Here is a 21,254-nt window from a genome sequence, read left to right as displayed (position 1 = left end):
TACGTCTCTACAAGGGTTCTGGGTAACGCATATTTAATTTCTGGAGATGTCTATTTATATTGATTGTCACAAGCAATAACTAGAATTTTAACGGGAATACGGTAAAATCCAGAAGAACTTTTATTGTTACCAACGCGGGTTAAGGATGGAAGCAAATTTTCTGACGGCTGTTTTTCTGCCCTTGGCTCTATTTATTATCATGTTAGGCATGGGGTTAACCTTAACCCTAGAGGACTTCAAGCGAGTTGTAATCTATCCCAAAGCAGTGGTGATTGGCTTGGTGGCGCAGTTGGTGGTGTTGCCGATTGTGGGCTTTGGCATTGCGTCAGTGTTTCCCCTTAGCCCACAATTAGCAGTAGGCGTGATGATTTTAGCAGCGTGTCCTGGTGGCCCTACTTCTAATATGATTACGTTTTTGGCTGGGGGTGATGTCGCTCTTTCTGTGACGCTAACAGCTATTAGTAGTTTAATTACGGTTTTTACGATTCCTCTGATCATAAATTTGTCAATGCAGACATTTTTGGGGCAAGGAACAACGCTACAGTTACCTTTCTTGAGTACTGTTTTGCAAATTGCGGTGATTACACTTCTACCTGTAGCAATTGGGATGATAGCCAAGCGATATGCACCCGCACTGGCAGACAAGGCAGATAAACCTGTAAAGTGGCTGTCTTTATTTTTCCTGGCGGTGGTAATTACTGGAGTGCTGCTGCGAGAACGAAATAATTTTATTTCTTATGTAATAGATGTGGGTTGGGCCACTCTGGTTTTGAATATAGTAACAATGGCTTTAGGTTTTGCGATCGCAACCTTGACCCGCTTAGGAGAAAAAAGCGTTACGGCAATTACTATAGAAGTAGGAATTCAAAATGGGACTCTGGCGATCGCGATCGCTTCTACCCCTACGCTGCTAAATACTCCCACAATGGCCATTCCTGGGGCGATTTATAGTCTGCTAATGTTTGTGACTGGTGCTGGATTTGCTTGGTGGTCTAGTCGTCGCCAAGGCTTGTTGAAAGCATAAAGGTAGTTTACCTCATGGGTTACAAGTATTTGTAAAAATTCAATTATCCAATCTTATTTCGTTAATGTTTTTCGCCTCTTCTGCTAAACCGATTGATGACAATCTCAAAAATTTTGTAGACGAAATAGAAGCGCAAAGTCCTAGTTTATCAGTTTTAGCAGCGCGTCAATTTCGTTATAGTTTGCGTCAAACTCCTGTAGAAGTAAATATCAAGGAACCACGCCAGTTTAACGTCCTCGAAGAATTTATCATCCGTGCTGCTATTGAATTTAAACCTCCGCCAACAGAAGATGAATTAGCCTCTGTACTTGGGCTTGATTCTGTATTTATTAAAACTACTACTGCAACTCTTCGTTCATTACAAACTCTATCAGCAACATCGGTACTAACAGTTACTCCTGAAGGGCGTTCATTTTATGAAAAAGGGTCTGTACCACAGCCGCCATATCCTATACAAATTTATGCTATTACAGACCCTTTAAGCGACAAGATAACCTTTCAATCTGAATCCTTAAATGAGACAGTGATAAATTTGCCTGATTTGGCAGACTTTATCACTATTGATCATATAATTGCTGATATTGCTTCCTTACCACTTGAGGAAATCCAAAAAAGTATTCAAGCTTCAGGTTTAGCACTTCATGTACCAGAAGAGGGAAAAATCGTAACTTCCTATAGAGTACTAGCTTCGACTCAAAAAATTTGGAGAAAGATATCGCTTTTCATTATCTTTGATGCCCTTGAAGATAAATTGAGCATTCAAATAAGAAATGGAAAGCAAATTTTAGAGTCTGCATCAAATTGGTTAGAAGTCGTACATAATGAAGGTAAAATATCCTTGCAAGCATTATGTAAATTGTCAACTGAAACTATCAATTTTCAACGTGAAGCCATTCTCAAGCAGAAAAATACTGAAATAGAAGCTAGGCTTGAAAATATTCGCAAAAAGGCGCTAGAAGCTGCCACAAAAACCCGTAATGAAGTAGATAAATCTAACGTTCTAGGTGAAGCTATACAGTTACGGGATAGACAAATTAGCCAAGTTTTTTCAGAGGTTTTAAATACGGCTAAAAGTCAAGTTATAATCTATTGTCCGTGGGTGAATCAAGCAGTTGTAAATGAAAAATTCCTGACTCTGTTACAGAAATTAGCTAATCGCGGAGTCTGGATTTTAATTGGATATGGAATTGCGCGGCGGCTAGAGGATGAAGATAAACCAATTCCACCAGAATTAGAAAATAAACTTCGAGCGATCAAAACACCTGATGGTTTACCATCTGTACAGCTTTTTTGGTTGGGGGATTCTCATGTCAGAGAAGTAATAGTTGATAAAGAAATCCATCTTTGTGGCTCTCATAACTGGTTATCTTATCGCGGTGATTACCTACCACGAGGTGAGTCAGTTTATAAAGTTACAATTCTCCATCAAGTCCAGGAAGCTTATGAATTTCTTGCTAATCGCTTCCAAAATCATGCTCAAAAATTATGGGAAAATGCTCTAGAAAACCGTGATTTTCAACTGGCTGTAGAGTCTTTATGTGTGCGGGGTGCGCTAGGTATGGAAGATATTGCACTTCAAGAGATACAGAAGAATAATTGGTTGGAACTTCTGCCTGTATGGTTGGATGTAGCGCTACAGGGATTAAAATCGAAAAGCTTACCTAGTGATTCGGAAAGTTTTAAAACTGCACTTTCGTTACTGAGTCAAGTTTCTATTGAAGAGGCTTTTATTGAGCAATTGCAACAAGGATGGCGTAAAGTTATCGGCGCGATCGCTAATCACAATCCTAATACTGCTTTAAACTTACTTAGTGATGAAGTGTGGGCACAGTTTCTCCGTCTCAATATTGCCAAAAAGACTGATTTACCTGATAATTTTATTTCGCAATACACCTAAAATAAAACAAACATAGTACGGAACTTTTTGGTTGAAATTAACTGTTTGAAATAAACAAATTTACTATCATAACATGATGCCGCTCTCTACAGTGCGTAAATTCGACTAGTAGGTTTTTCATGCTTCAGTAGTAATAATTCTCTAAAATCCGTCGTCCTGATTTGGTATGAATTATCAATTCAATGATTCTTAACCTTTGATTGACTCAAAGATAGATCCAGAGAATCGTCTTATTCGATACAATTTATAGGCAGAGAGAGCCGAGGAGAACAAGGTGGTCTTATTAAAAGGCTTTGAGATTGAGATTTACACTGGCACGCCTCAAGGTGAAATCGTCGGTCTCTCCGACAAAATTGTTGCGGATTTGGATGGATTTATGCGGGAGCCAGATAGCCGCAACGTCGAATATATAACCCAACCATCTCATAATTACGAGAATTTATTGTGTGCTTTGCTGCGTCCCCGGCGGGAGTTGCGGGACTACCTCAACCGCTTGGGCGATTACACCTTAATACCGGGGAGTACTTTATCTTTAGGTGGGAGCGATCGCTTTCTCCGTTCCGATCCAGCAAATCCCTATCATGACTACATTGAGAACACCTACGGGACGAAAGTAGTCACCGCTAGTGTACACATCAATGTAGGCATCAGCGACCCAGAAGTATTAATGCGGGCGTGTCGAGTCATCCGCATGGAAGCGCCTCTATTCCTTGCCCTCAGCGCGTCATCTCCCTTTCTTGATGGCAAAGCTACTGGCTATCACTCCACACGTTGGGGCGTTTTCCCGCAAACGCCTAACCATGTGCCCTTATTTGCCAGCCACGCCGATCATATTCAGTGGGTGGAAGATCAACTCCTTGCAGGAACCATGCAAAACGTGCGGCATTTGTGGGCATCAGTGCGGCCAAATGGCGATCGCCGTCCCTATGACTTGAATCGCCTAGAATTACGAATTTGCGATTTAGTTACAGATCCCATTGCCTTGCTAGCTATTACTGCCTTATTAGAAGCGCGTTTGCTGCAAATAATCGAAAATCCCAGCATCGATCCGTTAACCCAAAGCAGTTTCTCTGCTGAAGAACTTGTCAGCCTGACTGCTGACAACGAAGCTGCTGCTGCTGCTGGTAGTCTCGATGCTCAGTTGAGGCATTGGCAAGATGGTAGAAGTATCCTAGCCAGAGATTGGATTTCTGAAATGTACCAAGATGTTTGGGCGATCGCTAAACAACGAGGCTTTGGCTGTTTCCTTTCTCCTTTGCAGAAAACCCTCCGCGAAGGCAATGAAGCTCAACAGTGGTTGCAATTACACTCAGTCGGTTTTGACAGCCAGCGCGTCATCACCCAGGCTATTCTCGCCACCCAAGAGCGCGAAATCGAACTTGAAGACAAATTGTGTTCATCCCTGCTGGCTTAACTCAAAGGGCATTGGGCATTGGGCATTGGGCATTGGGCATTGGGCATTGGGCATTGGGCATTGGAAGTGTTGAGTGAGGATGTTATTCCCCTTGTCCATTTTTCCCCTCATCTCCCCCTGCTCCCCCTGCTCCCCTGCCTCCCCTGCTCCCCCTGCTGCCTCATCTACTGTTTTCAGACAAATGGTAGATTTTCTTGGAGACACTACTAGCCCTAAAAGACACAAGCCCTTACTATCTCCACATAAAACTTAATATTTACTGATTTTAATAAAACATCCTCTCAAACATTGCTCTGGGAGGATTTGGGCGTCCTTTTAAAAATTTAATTGATAGAGGATACTTGATTATTATTAACAAAACCTATGAATCGCCTCTACCCTTTGGTAGATTTAACATTGACAAGAAATTTTTTTATACAATACGTAAATTATACGGACAATGCCCCAGGTAGTTTTAGTTAACCCGCAAATCCCTCCTAATACAGGTAATATTGCCCGTACTTGTGCAGCTACAGGTACAGAGTTGCATTTGGTGGGGCCTTTGGGATTTGAAATTAGCGATCGCTACCTCAAAAGAGCAGGCTTAGATTACTGGCCTTACGTCAAGTTACACTATCACGAATCGCTAGAAGCCTTTAAAACGGTACATCAGGAGCGTGGAGGCAGATGCTTGGGTTTTTCTGTTGGTGGAAATTGTAATTATGCAAGCTTTCAGTTCCAACCTGATGATTGGCTGCTGTTTGGTAGTGAAACTACGGGCTTACCACCAGCAATTCTGTCAGATTGTGATGCTACTCTGTATATTCCCATGAGCCAACCGGGGGTTCGCAGCTTGAACTTGTCAGTGAGTGTGGCAATTAGCTTATTTGAAACCCGTCGTCAGTTAGGATATTTACAATAGTTGTTTACCTTCACATTCATAAGTATAATTACTTATAATATTTCTAGAGAACTATTAGACAAATGATTTGTGGCAGCCAAAATTTTCTTGATTACTGTAATAATATGTAAAACAAGATACCTAAAATTGGGTTTTTTCCTAGATTGTAGTGGAAGATACTTACAAACAGAGGAAGGTTATTATAAGAAATTTGTATATAAAACTTGGGATATTGCCAAATTTGAATGATAGATTTTGATGAATTTGAAACATCCTAAGTGGGGGAACAAAAAGGCTAAACAGCAGTCATATTGGGCATTTGAGCCATTTTGTTTGGAGCAACGCTAGAAAGCAGCCCGAAAGTAGCCGATAGATCATACGGTTGATTTTTAGGGAATAATCAACGTAAAGTCTCGTGTTGAGAAGACTGATTGGGTAGAAATATCTTGAAGATATCTACAGTAGGGGGCATCACTTTCCCAGAAGTCGCAGCAATTTAATTCTCGGCAGCGACTATGGACTTGGCAAATAATTTGTCCAGTCCCCGCGATTGACGCAAGACAAGCGCGGACAATGGTAAAAAGTAAAACGTCCTAAGTGGTGTGAGGAGTGGTTCGGACAAGTAAACACAGCAAATTTTTAAGGTTTGCTAACACGTGTGAACTTGTTTTAATCAGAGAAGCAGGTTAATCTTGCGTAAGCATCTCTGGTGAATGTGATCTTGATCTATGATTCGTTGTGATCTAAATCATTGATTTAGTATCCAACGGAAAAATCGAGGTCAGTTAAGCGCTAGTGATCATAGGAGGTCGTCTTTGAAACGAGCATTGAAAAAGAGAGTAAAAGCTGTGTTGAACAATAACCCCAGCAGCGATGATGCCCCGGTAGAACTGCTAAATGTGATAAATCCAAAAGTTAACCGCCGGGTGCGGACAAAAGCCGCCATGATTGGCTTGGCAATCTCTATGGGAGCAACCAGCCTTTTGGTGACTCGACAAAGCGATCAAGCCCAAGCAGCGGTGCCTGTAGGTAGCCAAAAGGCAACTTCAGCGATTCCTGCTGTTCCTGACACTGAGGTGAAATTCGCCTCCACAAAGCTGGAGTCCCAAGCAGTCTCATCAGCGGGCGTGCCGGAAAATCCTGTAATCGTGGAACCAACGGCAGTCTCACAAGTGCCTGGGCTTGAAGCTAAATGGCAAGTTGCGGCAAATGGAATGTCTTTGCAAGTTCCTGCATCAGAAACGTTTTCCCAAGGAACAGCTGTTTATAAAAATTCCACATACCTGAAGCCCCAAGTGGCACAGGGATTGAACAATACCTTAGCTGAGACTAGTTTTCCAACAGTCAATAATCTGTCTGACTCTAGTGCTGATGGTATTGGTATTACAAATGCATCACTAACTGCCCAGCCACAAACAGTGGCAACATCTGGCGCAGCCAACAATGAAATAAATGCACAACTTAAGGCGCAACAAGAGTTCGCACTGAATCGCTTACAAGAAAAATCGAACCGTTTAAGAAATAGTCTGGCACAGTTGCGGTCTGGGGAAACCAAAGATGTATCACAAGCTGATATGGGTTTGGCGCAGCCAACGACTGTAGTTGAAAAAACTGTATTAGCCCAGTCGGACACTTCTGGCGATACAAGCAAAGCAAACTTGATATCGAAGTTAAAACAGAAGCCACAGACTAATTTACTGACACCAGCTACACCAACAATTATTGCGTCCTCGGCTCGAACAGCCTACGAAGTTAAGCCTGGAGATACACTAGCAGCGATCGCCAGCAGATACAACACTTCAGTATCAGAACTAGTCAAGGCAAATAACCTCAATAACCCAAATGAACTGAAAATTAGTCAACAACTAGTTATTCCTGCTGTTCAAGTTGAGGCAACTGTAGCAACTAACCCCAGTCTAGCAAGTAACCCCACTGTAGCGAGTACTACTTTTGTAGAGTCCAGCAAAACTCCAAAGGTAGACACTTCCCCTATAAATATTGGTAGTGCCAACTCATATCTACCTAGTTCACAATCACCTACTATTGCCGACAACAGTAACATTACCGTCCCTACACCGGTAACTGTTCAGATTCAGGCAAATAGCGCGACCGACTTAGAAACAGCCTCCCCCACAGCTAGTTCTTCTGGTGTCGGTGGTGACATTCCAGTGCCAACAGCTTTTGTCGAAATGCAACAGCCTAAAGCACCAACAAATAAGGTAGCAAGGGGAAACAATAACACTAATGACCGTTTGCGGGGCTTACAAGCGGAAATCCAGAGGTTACAGCAGAAATATCGCGCTCAACAGTCTGGGAACTTAGTTGTATCAGCAGCTACTGAAACTAATAATGCTGCGATACTCACTCCTATTTCTACCCCCAATAATTTCCCTGTACCTAACTCTGCTACTCGACCGAATAGCGTAGCGATACCAATTCCGGTTCCTACACCCATTCAGAGTAACTATAGTGCTCAACCAATTAAGCCTCAATTCCGTACTACTGTACGCCTTAACGAACCAGTAAACACAGAGTTTTTGCCTAATCTTGGTTCTGCTAGTCAGTGGACTCCCTCTCGCACTCCATCTGCCACAAGGGTTGCACCTTCTCCTGGAAGAGTAAATGCCTCTGACTCCTTAGGAAAGATGCGGGGAACTACAGTGTCTCCACAGATAGTACCGCCTTTGGCAGCAGTGGATCAGTATCTGCCCAAACCCATTGACGAACTTACACCTCCTCCATCTTCCTCAACCATATCTTACACATGGCCAGCAAAAGGCACTCTCACCTCTGGTTATGGCTGGCGCTGGGGTAGAATGCACAAAGGAATTGACGTTGCTAACTCCACTGGCACACCAGTTGTCGCCTCAGCTGAGGGGACGATAGAAAAAGCTGGTTGGAACAAAGGTGGTTACGGCAACCTTGTGGAAATTCGTCATCCTGATGGCAGCACGACTCGCTATGCTCATAACAGCAAGATTCTGGTGCAACCTGGTCAGCAGGTGAATCAAGGAGAAACAATTGCTTTAATGGGTAGCACTGGTCATAGTACTGGGCCACACACCCACTTTGAAATCCATAAATCAGGCAAGGGTGCTATTAACCCAATAGCGATGTTACCCGATCGTATATAATTTCTTGGCTTTCTGTAACTAAGTTATTACCTTGTTAATTGAGGGAGGTAAACTCCCTCTTTTGCCTTTTATGACCTTAACAGAGATGAAAGCTGTAAGAAATTTGCAAAAGGGGCTAGTCTTGAGCAAATTTGTATGCTATACTAGCCTATGATTTGAAGATATATGGCTCAGTAGCTCAGTTGGTTAGAGCGCGGGACTCATAAGCCTGAGGTCGTTGGTTCAATTCCAACCTGAGCCATTTTAAAAGTTATAAGTAGTGAGCGATAAGTGGAGTTAAAATAGAATAACTTTGACCTCTAATACTTACGACTCAGCACTAACTGTTTGATGAGTTTGCAGCCAGTTGAGCAAATCAGCCAACGCACTAAAATCTAACAAAGCCTCACCCAGTGCTTCCAATTGTTCTAGAGAAAGACCCTGAATCTGTTCTCGAACCCGTTGTGGTAACTCTCCTACCCGTTTTTGTAGCAGTCGTAGTACAAGTGTTTGTGCTTGTTCCTGTTGTCCTTCTTCCTTCCCTCGCTCGTAGCCAATGCGTTCGCCTGTGGTTATGTAACTCATGGTGCGCTCCTGCTCGAATTGTTTAAACTCCTGCCAAAATTCTGCTTCTAATCCTTTTGGTAAAATCATAACCCAATCGATAAAACGATAGAGGTTACGAATATCCCTTTCTTGCAGCCCTTGTTCATACAATCGCCGAATTAAACTAAATTTCCACGTTTTCCTTTCTCCCAACTGTTTAGTAGTTTGTTGGGTTTTCAAATGTGCCATTACCACCGTCGCAAAGGGATTATCGCTGTTTTCTAACTCTGTCCATCGATTTTGATAATCGAGCAGTTTGACGGTTCCAAATCTAAAATGCAGACCACAATCGGGATAATTATAACTGTATTGATTTGGTCTCCAAGTCAAGTCAGCATCGCACAAGATTGCTAGGCTAATGGCTGGTTTAGCAAATTTATCAAAAATTCGTAGGTTGTAGGAAAACATTCTTTGAGCAAAATTATCTTCCGATTTTGCCTGAATTTCGACATGAATCAACAGCCAAATTTCCTCTCCTTGAATTTGCCAGACTTTGACCAATTTATCTGCATATCTTCTACCAAGTTCTGCTTCCCGAACTATTTGTTGAAATTCCTTATCAAGAAACTCGTGGGGACGTTCCCAATTAATTAGTACTGCTGTTTGCGGAAAGAAAAATTGCATTGCTTGTGGGAAGTAAGCTTCTAGGATTTCTTTCCAGGGGGAATCATTATCGGCTCTTTCTCGTTCCTCGCTCATGAGTTGATGAGTAGATTCATGTTCTTCATAATAAGATGGGAGCGCTGAAAAATTTTCATCAGAACAACTGAAAATTTTAGGATAAAAAGTTACAAGTAATCAGTAGTGAGCTATAGCTATCTCTTATATTCAGCACTATTTAATGTGGCGGATTACTTCGGCAACTGACCAAGCTTGAGCGATCGCACCTCTGGGTGTGTGAGGTAAATCGCCATCAAAAATCTCAGAAATTGAACCAAGACAAGCGTCAAATAAGAAGTGATCTAGCAGAGGTTGCCAATCAAATGGCAGCGATTGTTGTGGATAAAAACGTTGCCAAGCCCGAATATATGGCCCAATTAGCCAAGCCCAAACAGTGCCTTGATGATAAGCGCGATCGCGTTGCTCTTGATTACCCTCATATCTTCCCTTATATTCGGGATCTCCTGGATCAAGACTGCGAAGGCCATAGGGTGTGAGCAAGCTGACAGTTGCCAAGTCTACTACTTGACACCCTTGCTGAACAGAAAACGCACAATGGTGGAGCGACAGCGCCAAAACGGCATTGGGACGAATTTGAAAATTCCGGCGATCGTCCGGCTCAATAGTATCGTATAGATAACCCAGATGAGGATTCCAGAACTTTTGCAGCGAGGTTTTCACAAGTTGTGCTTGTTGAGCATAACGCTGTGCTTGCTTAGTGAGACGTACTGGCTCACCAAACTCAAGCTGGCTTAATCGTTCTGCCCACTGACTCAGCCAACATAAAGCTGAATACCACAGCGCATTGATTTCCACTGGCTTACCGTAACGGGGAGTAACAGGGTGTTCCCTAATTACCACATCCATCCAGGTTAGGGCTACACCAGGGATATCCCAACTAACTAGTCCATCGGTAGCATCGATCTGGATATTGAAATGTGTACTACCGACAAATGCTTTATAAATTTGCTGTACTATGGGGAATTGCTCTGCCAAAAATTTCCAGTCTTGGGTAGCTTCTAAATAAAGTCCTAAAGTTTCAATCCACCACAACGCTGCATCAATACTGTTATAAATTGGTTCGCCATTGGCATCAGGAAATGTATTAGGAATCAAGCCGTGGCGGCAATAATGTCCAAAAGTCCGCAATACTCCTTTTGCCAGGTCAAAGCGCTGTGGAACTAGTGCCAAACCCGGTAAGGCGATTAATGTATTGCGCCCCCAATCATTAAACCAGTGATAACCAGCAATGACTGTAGGACCAGCAATTGAGGCTCGATAGGCGATAAACTGATCGCTTGCTTTGAGTAGTTGTTGCCAGATTGGAGATTGGGCATGGGGCATTGGGCATGGGGCATTGGGCATGGGGCATTGAGAAAGAGGAGGCAGAAGTTCTTTAATTTTGAATTTTGTTAGCGCAGCGTTAGCGAGTCCGCGTTCGCGCAGCGTCTCGTAGAGAGCGTCATTTTGAATTTTGAATTGATTTGCTCCCCCTGCTCCCCCTGCTTCCCCTGCCTCCCCTGCCTCCCCTCCTCCTTGACTCCATCCAAAAATCTGGGAAAGCCGTTTTTGCTCTGCCTCTACCGCTTCTGCAAAGGTTTCAGAGGTGAGAACACCTGCCATCGAGTCAGGAAAACCTACTCGTGCTTCTAGAGTCACCGCATCTCCTGGTTGCAGTGTGACTATCAAGTAACCAGGACTGTAGAGGTCTTCCTTGTCGCCTAACCCCCGTTTTGTCTCCTCAGGCAATCTATAATTCCAATACCAAACTGCATCTGGTTGATATTTTCCTTGTGTCCAGCGCAAGTGCCAAGGTATACCAAAATTCCCAAAATTCTTTGCTTGCAGACAGACTTGCTGTTGCCCAAGCAATTCTGAGAACTGTAATCCTGGACTAGCAGTTTGCTGGTGGTGAAAGTCACGTTCTGCTATCAGCAGCCGCAGCCGTAAAATCGCAGTATCACTTCCGTTATAGCGATATTGGATCAAAGTTCGATGGCAAAATTCGGCAGGGGCATTGGGGATTGGGCATTGGAGATTGGGCATGGGTAAGAGAACTTGGGGACAAGGAGAATTGGGGACAAGGGGAAAGACTTGTTTCAAGTTCTCATCTCTTGTCCCCTTGTCCCCTTGTCCCCTTGTCTCCCCTACCTCCCCTGCCTCCCCTGCCTCCCCTGCTCCTTGCTCCCTGCTCCCTACTAACCCATAGGGCATCAGCAATTGTCTAGTTAACTGCCAGTTATCTTGACCCCAAATCCATGTTGGAACTGGGTTAATATCAAAACAGCGTAGCAGTTCGTACCCTGCCGGCTCAATCTGACCGTTACCCCAAAAATTTGTCCCTAGTGCTACAACGCTCCCTAATACTTCCAAGCTAGCTTCTAGGTGCGAAAACAGCAGAGTCCGATCAGAAGGGGGGTTTGTCGCGGCAAACAGCCAACCGTGATAGGTGCGCGTGCGGACATCAGAAACTGTACCGCTGGCAAAACTTCCCAAGCCATTCGTAAGCAACCATTCTCTTGTATCTAAATCAAGCATTTGCTACTCAAAATCGTTATGAGTATGATATAGTCGTAACAGATCGTAATTAAACTGTCAGAGCGTAGATGGGTGAGTTTTACTTGACCCGAATTCCAACGCTACTAAACCGATAAAGGAGAATTAAGTTAATGTCCCTTACTTACGGAACCGAAGGAAGCCTCCGCGTTGGTCAACAAGCTCCCGATTTCACAGCAACGGCTGTGGTAGATCAGGAATTTAAGACAATCAAACTTTCCGATTATCGCGGTAAGTATGTCGTCCTATTTTTCTACCCACTAGACTTTACCTTTGTTTGTCCCACTGAAATCACAGCATTTAGCGATCGCTACGAAGAATTCAAGAAAATCAATACCGAAGTCCTTGGGGTTTCCGTTGATAGTGAATTCTCCCACCTCGCTTGGATTCAAACAGATCGTAAGTCTGGTGGCGTCGGCGACCTGAATTATCCTCTAGTCTCCGACATCAAAAAAGAGATTAGCGCCGCTTACAACGTTCTTGATCCAGCAGCAGGCATTGCCTTGCGTGGTCTGTTCCTCATCGATAAAGATGGTATTATACAGCACGCCACCATCAACAACCTAGCTTTTGGTCGCAGCGTTGATGAAACCCTGCGGACATTACAAGCAATTCAATATGTTCAGTCTCACCCCGATGAAGTTTGCCCAGCTGGTTGGCAACCTGGTGACAAGACAATGAATCCTGACCCAGTGAAGTCTAAAGTTTACTTCTCTGCTGTCTAAATTTTGCTAGCTGGCAAACTCTAATCCATCCTGTTGGAGTTGAAACCGAAATCAACGAAAACCACAGATAAACAGAGATACACATTAAACAGTGTCAACCTCCGTATCTATCTGTGGTTTTTTCATCAAATGGCATTTAAATAATTAGGGATAAAAATATGCTGACTTCAACTGATTTTAATGGCTTATTAAATGAGCGATTCTTCCGCAACTTTTTACCAGTTCCAGCAACAAATAAACTCAGGTTGGGAGTAGGAACGCCAGATTTTCAACTACCAGATATTACCAACGGAACTTTAGTTAAGTTGTCTGATTATAAAGGTAAGCAGCCAGTCTTACTCGCCTTTACTCGCATCTTTACTGAAAAACAATATTGCCCCTTTTGTTTTCCTCACATCAAAGCTTTAAATGAAAGCTACGAGCAGTTTAAAAATCGTGGTATAGAAGTTTTAATGATTACTAGTACCGATGAACGGCAGAGCCAAATAGTTGTGAGAGATTTAGGCTTAAAAATGCCGTTATTGAGCGATCCCAGTTGTCGAGTATTTCGTACCTATCAAGTAGGGCAAGCACTGGGAGCGCCTTTACCAGCCCAGTTTGTATTAGATAAAGAAGGGAAACTCCACTACTGGCATTTATTTTCTTTTTTGGATCATAATGCTAGCGTTGAGACTTTGTTAGAACAATTCAATTGAGTGAAAGGTGTAAAATTGGCAATGCCCGTTCTACTCATAAAACTGTAATATTTTATGGTACTGACCCTTTATCATTCGCCTATTTCTCCCAACTCTCGCCGCGTCTGGATTACTCTGCTAGAAAAAGGACTGAAGTTTGAATTAGTAGAGATAAAACTGGATGGTGAACAGTTTAAACCAGAGTTTCTGGCAATTAGTCCCTTCCACCACATTCCGGCTTTGGTGGATGACGGCTTTAATGTAGTGGAATCTTTGGCAATTCTGGACTATTTAGAGGCAAAGTACCCAACGCCTGCGATGTTGCCTAAAGATAGCAAGGATTTAGCGATCGCACGGATGGTACAACTGGTAACTGTGAATGAGCTTTTGCCAGCAACCACTATCTTTCTGCCTCAATTTCTAGGCTTGCCTGGAGGAGATCCAGAAAAAATCGAGCAGGCAAAGCAGAAAATTTCAACAGTGCTGAAGTTTTTTGAAAATCTATTAGACGATCGCCCTTACTTTGCTAGTCACAGCCTCACTCTCGCCGAGGTTGTGGCTGGAACTGTAGTCACTTTACTGCCAAGTATACGTATTTCCTTAAGTGAATATCCAAAATTAAATGCTTGGTGCGATCGGTTAGTAGCACGGACAACGTGGCAGGCTACTGAGGCGACACCGGAGGCAATGGAAGCGTTTAAGTCCATTATGGTAGCGAGAATGGCGCAGTAAATTCATACCTAATCAATGTAGAGACGGTAAATTTACTGTCTCTACAATCCGAAATTTTTACAGCTTGACTTGATGCAAATGACTGCGGGGATTATAAGTACGTATAGCCCGGATTTTTTCATAATACTCCCGCTCTTGCTGGCTGAGGTCTTTTGGTGGTGCGATCGCCACCTTCACCAACTGATCTCCACGTCCACCCTTGGCGAGGGGCCAACCTTTGCCACGTAAACGCAACGATTGACCAGAACGCACTCCTGCTGGTAGCTTGACATTAACTGAACCATCGGGAGTGGGTACATCAATAGATGCTCCCAGGGTAGCTTCATCTGGTGTGATTGGCACTTCACACATCAAGTTATCCCCTTCCATTTGGAAAAACGAGTGCGGCTGAAGCTCGACTTTTAAGTACAAATCCCCTCGTTGCTGAGTCATCGGGTTGATTTGACCTTTACCTCGCACGCGCAGGCGAGTACCAGGTTTGGCCCCAGATGGAATACGAACATCAATTGTTTCGTTACCTAAACTGAAGCGTTTTTGCACGCCGTTAAATGCTTCAGCAAAAGTTAGAGTGATTGCTGCTTCACTATCCTGGGAAGTACCCGTACCTGCATCACCAAACCCATAATCGTTAAAGCCGCTAAAACCACTCGGCGCACCTGTGGAAGTGCGGTAAGAGTAATTTTGTGAAGAATAATTATTTTGTGAGTAGCTTTGTCGCCCACCACGAGGAGTAGCACCACCAAAGCGTCCTAGTAACTCATTGATGAATTCATCAAAATTCCCGTATTGACTAAAATCAAAGCCACCCATATCAACACCAACACCGCCGGATGGGAAACCTTCACCAGCTTGTTTCCAATATTGACCGAATTGGTCGTATTTTTTGCGTTTATCTGGGTCTGACACAACTTCGTAGGCTTCACTAACTTCTTTGAAGCGTGCCTCTGCCTGTTTGTTATTTGGGTTGACATCGGGGTGATATTTGCGGGCTAGTTTACGAAAGGCTTGCTTAATCTCCTCCGGAGTGGCAGTCTTACTAACTCCCAAAATTGCGTAATAGTCTTTGAAGTCGGTTGCAGCCATCTATCTACCAGCCTCCTATAGAAATTCCCGTTATGTTTTTTTTTAAGATGAGAGATATTTAATTTGCTAGGTATAGTGCCAAGCAAAAGAATATGATTTTAAATTAACAAAGAATATAGAAAATCAAGTGTGGTTCCCGCTCAACAAGCGATCGCAATTTCCGTACTCCGATTTTTCTGATAAGCGGATCAGCTTGTCTAGTCCTTCTTCCAGGCTTGGGGGAGCATCCCGGAGTTGACGGTGCATCCGCAAGATAATTTCTTCTGGAACCTGACGCGATCGCCTTTTATTCCGTGCTAAACACAGCCAAACTGGCGTATCCACCCAAATTCCCGTAATGTGAGTAAAACCTAAGTCACGGGCTAAAGCAATCACTTCACGGCGATGGCGGCGCTGGGCATTGGTGGCATCGAAAATAGCTGTATTTTCTGTGGAAATAGCTTGCTGCAATTGCCGCTTAATTTCCCGCCAAATCAGCAGCCACGGCCCCTGAATGGCTTGGGAACCAAACAATTGCCCCCGGATGGTATCCGTGGAAATCAGCGGCATCTGGGGGCATTCTGTCAGTAATTTTTTTGCCAAAGTTGACTTACCGCTACCCGGAAGACCAATCAGCAAAATCAGTTTAGTCATTAGTCCTTTGTTCTTTGTCCTTTGTTCTTTGTCCTTTGTCACTTGTAACTATTAACCAATGACCAATGACTAATGACCAATGACTAATGACCAATGACTAATAACTAATGACTAAATGATGGTTCCATCCGGGATTACAGCATTTTTCAGCACTACGACAATACCACTGCGGATATAGAAACCTTGACTTTCGCGTTCAGCTTCTTGCACATTATCTTTATTGATAATTTTGACATCGTGACCGATGCGGGCATTTTTATCGATGATCGCACCGCGAATGGTCGTGTCTGTACCGATACCTACAGGAATGTCGTTTTCTACTAAGTTAGATTGGCGTTCCACAGAAGCTTGGTAAAAATCTGCACCCATGAGCAAAGATTCCTCGATGATACAGCCAGATTCAATCCGCGATCGCACTCCTAAAACTGAATGTTGAATGCGGCAGCTTTTCAAAATGCAACCTTCGCCAATAATTGATTCTGTGATCTGGCAATCTAAAAGTTTAGTCGGAGGCAAGTAACGAGCGCGGGTATAAATTGGTGCTTTTTCATCGTAGAAACTAAAGGGTGGCTGGGGCTGCTGAGTCAGTGCCAAGTTGGCATGATAAAATGCCTCGATTGTCCCAATATCTTCCCAGTAGTCATCAAATAAGTAGGCTTGAACGTTATAATCTTTCGACGCATCAGGAATAATTTCTTTACCGAAATCAGTCCTTTCTATACCTTCTCTCAACAACTTGAACAAAACATCTTTTTTAAAGACATAAATCCCCATTGAAGCGATGTAAGGCTGTTGCTGGGCTTGTTCTTTTGATAATCCCAGTACGCTTGTATCAACCTGCATTTGGGTTAACGCTTCACCTTTAGGTTTTTCGCTAAAATCGATTACTCTACCGGAGTCATCGATTTTCATCAAACCAAAATCTGAGGCGCGGCGCTCGTCTATGGGGATAACTGAGAGAGTAATATCAGCCCCCGTCTCTCTATGGCGCTGGATAAACTGGCGATAATCCATGCGGTATAGGTGATCGCCAGAGAGGATGAGATATTCGTCTACATCCCATTCTTCCATTAACCATAGGTACTGACGTACAGCATCCGCAGTCCCTTGGAACCAATTGGGGTTTTCTGGTGTTTGCTGTGCAGCTAACACTTCCACAAAGCCTTCATTGAAGCCAGTAAAGTTGTAGGTACGGGCAATGTGACGATTCAGGGAAGCTGAGTTGAATTGTGTCAGGACGTAGATTTTAAAGATTTCGGAATTTATGCAGTTACTGACAGGGATATCGATTAAGCGGTACTTCCCCGCCACTGGTACTGCTGGTTTAGCGCGGAGTTTCGTTAGCGGGTAAAGCCGAGTACCCGCGCCACCACCAAGGATGATTGATAACACTTTTTTCACAAAATTTCTCCCAGCTGCCTTTCAACTCTCATCTTCAGTTTAGGACTGTATGTAGCAGCTGGTAAGTGGGGATCAGAGATTCTCAGGGATGAATTTTACAAAATATTACTGGTGATAGATATAGCGGCTGATAAGCAGGAAGATAGAACATTTGTATTAACTAGTATCACGAATGGGGTGCGATCGCTAGACTATACTCATGCTGAGGGACATATACTAATAACCTAACCGAATGCTCTGCTGAAAGTAACCTGGAAATTGAGGTGAAGTGTAAGTTTCCAGAAAAACAAAAATCTGATTCACAATAACCGCAAAAAATTATCCGCACAGTGTATAGAGTAGGCAATGCCCATTAAACACTCAACTTCGGTGTATTTATTTTCCGATTAACCAAACCTAATTGTTGCGATCGCTTCAAATACTTTACCCAAGGTTGCTCTGACAACTGGGAAATGGCATTTGGTGAAAATGTTGCCGTGAAAATATCTTTGCCACTGCTAACACCGCTAACGCCTAAGCTTTCTAAAACAGCAGTTGCAGCAGAGCCTAAAATTGGTTCAGTATAGATAAAAACTGCCAAACTCGGTTCTTCAGGGTTTTGAACATCATTCAACGCTGTAGCAAGGGCAGCATCTAGCTTTTGATAATTCATTAGCAATTCCTTGATAAAAAGGGAGGGCAATTTTTATGGTCTTTATTAGAACCAATTTATCAAATTTATGAGTTATCATTGCCTATCTTTGTGCAGACTTAATGCACTAATTTATACGTCTAATTACAGATTAATTCCTCTGTCTTTCAATGCCCTATTAATCAGCGTAGGCATTACCTGTTACTTTCCTAATTCACTCTTAACCCACTCATTGCCTATTGCCTATTGCCCATTGCCCATTGCCTAATCATTCAATAGAGTTACACAAAATGCAATCGCTTTATTTCTTAGCTTCTCTGCTACTCCCCTTTTCGGTAAAATAACTTAGCAGATCAGCAAGGAACAGGTTTAGGATCATGGCTCAAGCTAGTATTGGGATTATTGGTGGAAGTGGTCTGTATAAAATGGACGCACTCAAAGATGTAGAAGAGGTACATATCCAAACCCCCTTTGGTTCACCATCTGATGCTTTGATTTTGGGGACTTTGGATGGTACACGGGTAGCTTTCTTGGCGCGTCATGGCCGCAATCATACACTGTTACCTTCTGAATTACCGTTTCGCGCTAATATCTATGCGATGAAGCAATTGGGCGTGAAGTATTTAATCTCAGCTAGTGCTGTGGGTTCCTTGAAAGCAGAGGCGAAACCACTGGATATGGTGGTGCCAGATCAGTTTATTGACAGAACGAAAAATCGGATTTCAACGTTTTTCGGTGAGGGAATTGTTGCTCACATTGCCTTTGGCGATCCGATTTGTAAGAATTTGGCTGCTGTATTGGCAGATGCGATCGCATCTCTCAATTTACCAGAAGTTACTCTCCATCGCGGCGGTACTTATGTGTGCATGGAAGGGCCAGCTTTTTCCACTAAGGCAGAATCGAATCTTTACCGCAGTTGGGATGCAACAATCATTGGGATGACGAATGTACCAGAGGCGAAGTTGGCAAGGGAAGCGGAAATTGCTTATGCAACCTTAGCGCTGGTGACAGATTATGATTGTTGGCATCCAGACCATGACAGTGTGACGGTGGAATTGGTGATTGGCAATTTGCTGCGGAATGCTGTGAATGCTCAAAAGGTGATTCAAGAAACTGTGCGGCGCTTGAGTGAAAATCCGCCGACGAGTGAGGCGCATTCGGCGTTGCAGTACGCGATTTTGACTCAGTTGGATAAAGCGCCAACAGCGACGAAGGAAAAGTTAGGGTTATTGTTGCAGAAGTATTTGTAGACTTAAATTACAACAAAAGCGATCGCTTTATCTCAACTTCGGGTGTAGGCGTAGCCAGTAATAGACATTGCTCATTACTAAAATCTCTTTGTGACAGACAAGACCTCGCTGATATAATACCTATCTATGTTTGATAACGTCTGTCGCTTTTTAGCAGAGTCATTTTCAGCCGATTTCGCCACTTGGTTACTCGGCGAATCCATCGCACTCACCCAACTCAGTCCATCAGAATTATCTCTCGAACCAATTCGAGCAGATGCGTTAATTCTGTTACAGTCAGATGAAATTGTTCTGCATATCGAATTCCAAACAGAAGCAAAAGCCGAAATTCCCTTTCGGATGACTGATTATCGGTTAAGGGTGTATCGAAGATTTCCCCGAAAGCGGATGCATCAAGTTGTCATTTATCTACAACCCACCACATCCGCCTTAGTCCAGCAAACAACTTTTATCTTAGAAAATACCCGTCATGAATTTGGAGTTATTCGTCTTTGGGAGCAACCCAGCGACATATTTTTAAATACTCCCGGTTTGTTACCGTTTGCAACCCTCAGTCAAACTGAGGATAAAACGCGAACATTACAACAGGTTGCAGAAGCTATCGAGCAAATAAACGACCAACGTACACAAAGTAATATTGCTGCGTCAACGGCAGTATTAGCTGGGTTAGTATTAAACAAGGAACTGATTAAAAGGTTATTACGGAGTGATCCTATGCGCGAGTCTGTAATTTACCAGGATATTTTGCAGGAAGGAGCTTTATCGATTGTTATGCGACTACTTCGCCGTAAAGTCGGAACTGTTCCACCTGCACAGCTATTGAAGATTCAAGCTTTAAACTCAACACAGTTGGATGATTTAGCAGACGCTTTACTTGATTTTTCGAGTTTAACTGATTTAGAAGCTTGGTTAGTGCAAACTCAAGGTTAGTGATGTTATGCGCGAGTCTGTAATTTATCAGGATATTTTGCAGGAAGGAGCTTTATCGATTGTTACGCGACAACTTCGCCGTAAGGTTGGAAGTGTACCACCTGCACAATTATTGAAAATTCAAGCTTTAGATTCAACACAGTTGGATGATTTAGCTGAGGCTTTACTTGATTTTTCCGGTTTAACCGATTTAGAAGCTTGGTTAGTGCAAAATCAAGGTTAGTGATGCAATAGCGATCGCACTTCCTCAGATTACAACAATAACGATCGCACTTTCTCAGATTACAGCAACAGCGATCGCACTTTTTCAGATTACAACAATAACGATCGCACTTTCTCGGATTACAGCAACAGCGATCGCACTTTCTCAGATTACAGCAACAGCGATCGCAATTTCTTAGAGCAAGAGCGATCGCACTTCCTCAGATTACAATAACAGCGATCACAATTTCTTAGAGCAAGAGCGATCGCACTTCCTCAGATTACAGCAACAGCGATTGCCCCATCAGATTCTTCAGTGACGCGCCATTATCATCACATATAAGCGATCGCACGTAAATATATCAGCTGTCGTCACCAAAATCATGGTTTTCATTGACAAAATCATGATTTTCATGAACAAACTCATGATTTTCATGGACAAACTCATGATTTTCATGAACAAACTTATGATTTTCATGAACAAACTCATGATTTTCATGGACAAACTCATAATTTTCATGGACAAACTCATAATTTTCATGAACAAACTCATGATTTTTGTTATAAGGCTTTGTTTTTTCCTTACGTCTACCAAATGATAGTGCGTAGGCGTAGCCCGTCGTAGACATCGCACCATCATCATAAAATCATACAGGCGATCGCTTGATTCTAAGTTGGGGCTGCTCATTACAGAAATCTCTCCATGTAGCTGAATCAAAAGACCTCCCCCTGCTCCCCCTGCTTCCCCTGCTCCCCCTGCCCTCTTCATTCCCTGCCTGTGCCAATATCCTTAGAGGATGACAAGACAACTCTAAGCTATGCAGGACAAAACTTTGAGAAGATG

General features: G+C 43.1%; 20 protein-coding genes and 1 tRNA gene. 12 read left to right on the top strand and 9 right to left on the bottom strand.

All coding sequences use genetic code 11. From position 1 onward, the window contains the following. The first annotated feature begins 145 nt into the window (after positions 1 to 145). From VB740_RS29730 to gshA, 3 genes are all read left to right on the top strand, one after another. Positions 146 to 1,024 (top strand): bile acid:sodium symporter family protein, encoded by an 879-nt coding sequence (locus VB740_RS29730; protein WP_323203436.1) that lies wholly within the window; start codon positions 146 to 148, stop codon positions 1,022 to 1,024. 64 nt (positions 1,025 to 1,088) lie between these two features. Then, positions 1,089 to 2,921, top strand: a complete 1,833-nt coding sequence (locus tag VB740_RS29725; RefSeq protein WP_323203435.1) for a hypothetical protein — start codon at positions 1,089 to 1,091, stop codon at positions 2,919 to 2,921. Positions 2,922 to 3,195: 274 nt separating this feature from the next. After that, positions 3,196 to 4,335 (top strand): glutamate--cysteine ligase, encoded by a 1,140-nt coding sequence (gene gshA, locus VB740_RS29720; RefSeq protein ID WP_323203434.1) that lies wholly within the window; start codon positions 3,196 to 3,198, stop codon positions 4,333 to 4,335. On the opposite strand, the gene VB740_RS29715 is transcribed toward gshA, so the two are convergent. Further along, the gene (locus VB740_RS29715) at positions 4,318 to 4,539 is read right to left on the bottom strand and encodes a hypothetical protein (RefSeq protein ID WP_323203433.1); all 222 of its coding nucleotides are present in this window, start codon (positions 4,537 to 4,539) and stop codon (positions 4,318 to 4,320) included. The two genes, gshA and VB740_RS29715, sit on opposite strands and share 18 nt — an antisense overlap. A 235-nt stretch (positions 4,540 to 4,774) precedes the next feature. Between VB740_RS29715 and VB740_RS29710 the strand changes: the two genes are divergently transcribed. The 3 genes from VB740_RS29710 (at position 4,775) to VB740_RS29700 (ending at position 8,590) form a co-directional block, all read left to right on the top strand. Beyond that, the gene (locus VB740_RS29710; RefSeq protein WP_323203432.1) at positions 4,775 to 5,236 is read left to right on the top strand and encodes a tRNA (cytidine(34)-2'-O)-methyltransferase; all 462 of its coding nucleotides are present in this window, start codon (positions 4,775 to 4,777) and stop codon (positions 5,234 to 5,236) included. 794 nt (positions 5,237 to 6,030) lie between these two features. After that, the gene (locus tag VB740_RS29705) at positions 6,031 to 8,349 is read left to right on the top strand and encodes a peptidoglycan DD-metalloendopeptidase family protein (protein WP_323203431.1); all 2,319 of its coding nucleotides are present in this window, start codon (positions 6,031 to 6,033) and stop codon (positions 8,347 to 8,349) included. Between the two features lie 167 nt (positions 8,350 to 8,516). Continuing rightward, positions 8,517 to 8,590, top strand: a tRNA-Met gene (locus tag VB740_RS29700). 65 nt (positions 8,591 to 8,655) lie between these two features. Here VB740_RS29700 and VB740_RS29695 read toward each other — a convergent pair. Then, positions 8,656 to 9,633 (bottom strand): DUF4351 domain-containing protein, encoded by a 978-nt coding sequence (locus VB740_RS29695; protein ID WP_323203430.1) that lies wholly within the window; start codon positions 9,631 to 9,633, stop codon positions 8,656 to 8,658. A gap of 135 nt (positions 9,634 to 9,768) precedes the next feature. After that, positions 9,769 to 12,132 carry an amylo-alpha-1,6-glucosidase gene (locus VB740_RS29690; protein WP_323203429.1) on the bottom strand — a complete coding sequence of 788 codons (2,364 nt, stop codon included), beginning with the start codon at positions 12,130 to 12,132 and terminating at the stop codon, positions 9,769 to 9,771. 131 nt (positions 12,133 to 12,263) lie between these two features. Here VB740_RS29690 and VB740_RS29685 point away from each other — a divergent pair, with 131 nt between their 5' ends. The 3 genes from VB740_RS29685 to VB740_RS29675 all read left to right on the top strand — a co-directional run bounded on the left by VB740_RS29685 (position 12,264) and on the right by VB740_RS29675 (position 14,281). Continuing rightward, positions 12,264 to 12,875: a peroxiredoxin gene (locus VB740_RS29685; protein WP_323203428.1), complete on the top strand. Its 612-nt coding sequence runs from the start codon at positions 12,264 to 12,266 to the stop codon at positions 12,873 to 12,875. Positions 12,876 to 13,033: 158 nt separating this feature from the next. Continuing rightward, on the top strand, positions 13,034 to 13,570 hold the full coding sequence (locus VB740_RS29680; RefSeq protein WP_323203427.1) for a peroxiredoxin: 537 nt from the start codon (positions 13,034 to 13,036) through the stop codon (positions 13,568 to 13,570). 54 nt (positions 13,571 to 13,624) lie between these two features. After that, positions 13,625 to 14,281 (top strand): glutathione S-transferase family protein, encoded by a 657-nt coding sequence (locus VB740_RS29675; protein WP_323203426.1) that lies wholly within the window; start codon positions 13,625 to 13,627, stop codon positions 14,279 to 14,281. Positions 14,282 to 14,338: 57 nt separating this feature from the next. On the opposite strand, the gene VB740_RS29670 is transcribed toward VB740_RS29675, so the two are convergent. The 4 genes from VB740_RS29670 to VB740_RS29655 all read right to left on the bottom strand — a co-directional run bounded on the left by VB740_RS29670 (position 14,339) and on the right by VB740_RS29655 (position 18,050). Next, positions 14,339 to 15,364, bottom strand: a complete 1,026-nt coding sequence (locus VB740_RS29670) for a DnaJ C-terminal domain-containing protein (protein ID WP_323203425.1) — start codon at positions 15,362 to 15,364, stop codon at positions 14,339 to 14,341. Between the two features lie 123 nt (positions 15,365 to 15,487). Further along, entirely contained in the window at positions 15,488 to 15,997 is a 510-nt protein-coding gene (locus VB740_RS29665) for an AAA family ATPase (protein WP_323203424.1), read from the bottom strand. 111 nt (positions 15,998 to 16,108) lie between these two features. Further along, positions 16,109 to 17,398: a glucose-1-phosphate adenylyltransferase gene (locus VB740_RS29660; RefSeq protein WP_323203423.1), complete on the bottom strand. Its 1,290-nt coding sequence runs from the start codon at positions 17,396 to 17,398 to the stop codon at positions 16,109 to 16,111. Between the two features lie 352 nt (positions 17,399 to 17,750). Then, a complete protein-coding gene (locus VB740_RS29655) occupies positions 17,751 to 18,050 on the bottom strand; it encodes a hypothetical protein (protein ID WP_323203422.1) in 300 nt (99 codons plus the stop codon). A 356-nt stretch (positions 18,051 to 18,406) separates the two neighbouring features. Between VB740_RS29655 and VB740_RS29650 the strand changes: the two genes are divergently transcribed. The 3 genes from VB740_RS29650 to VB740_RS29640 all read left to right on the top strand — a co-directional run bounded on the left by VB740_RS29650 (position 18,407) and on the right by VB740_RS29640 (position 20,432). After that, positions 18,407 to 19,279, top strand: coding sequence for an S-methyl-5'-thioadenosine phosphorylase (locus VB740_RS29650; protein ID WP_323203421.1), 873 nt, complete (start codon positions 18,407 to 18,409; stop codon positions 19,277 to 19,279). A 126-nt stretch (positions 19,280 to 19,405) separates the two neighbouring features. Continuing rightward, positions 19,406 to 20,209, top strand: a complete 804-nt coding sequence (locus VB740_RS29645; RefSeq protein ID WP_323203420.1) for an Rpn family recombination-promoting nuclease/putative transposase — start codon at positions 19,406 to 19,408, stop codon at positions 20,207 to 20,209. 7 nt (positions 20,210 to 20,216) lie between these two features. Continuing rightward, a complete protein-coding gene (locus VB740_RS29640) occupies positions 20,217 to 20,432 on the top strand; it encodes a DUF4351 domain-containing protein (protein WP_323203419.1) in 216 nt (71 codons plus the stop codon). A gap of 340 nt (positions 20,433 to 20,772) precedes the next feature. Here VB740_RS29640 and VB740_RS29635 read toward each other — a convergent pair whose 3' ends face one another. After that, entirely contained in the window at positions 20,773 to 21,039 is a 267-nt protein-coding gene (locus tag VB740_RS29635) for a hypothetical protein (RefSeq protein WP_323203418.1), read from the bottom strand. An 18-nt stretch (positions 21,040 to 21,057) separates the two neighbouring features. Beyond that, on the bottom strand, positions 21,058 to 21,254 hold a 197-nt coding region (locus tag VB740_RS29630; RefSeq protein ID WP_323203417.1), incomplete at its 5' end, for a hypothetical protein.

The organism is Nostoc sp. UHCC 0251 (assembly GCF_034932245.1).
Lineage (GTDB): Bacteria > Cyanobacteriota > Cyanobacteriia > Cyanobacteriales > Nostocaceae > Nostoc.
Note: the sequence above shows the minus strand (reverse complement) of the source record. Positions and strands in the feature narration are given on the sequence as shown.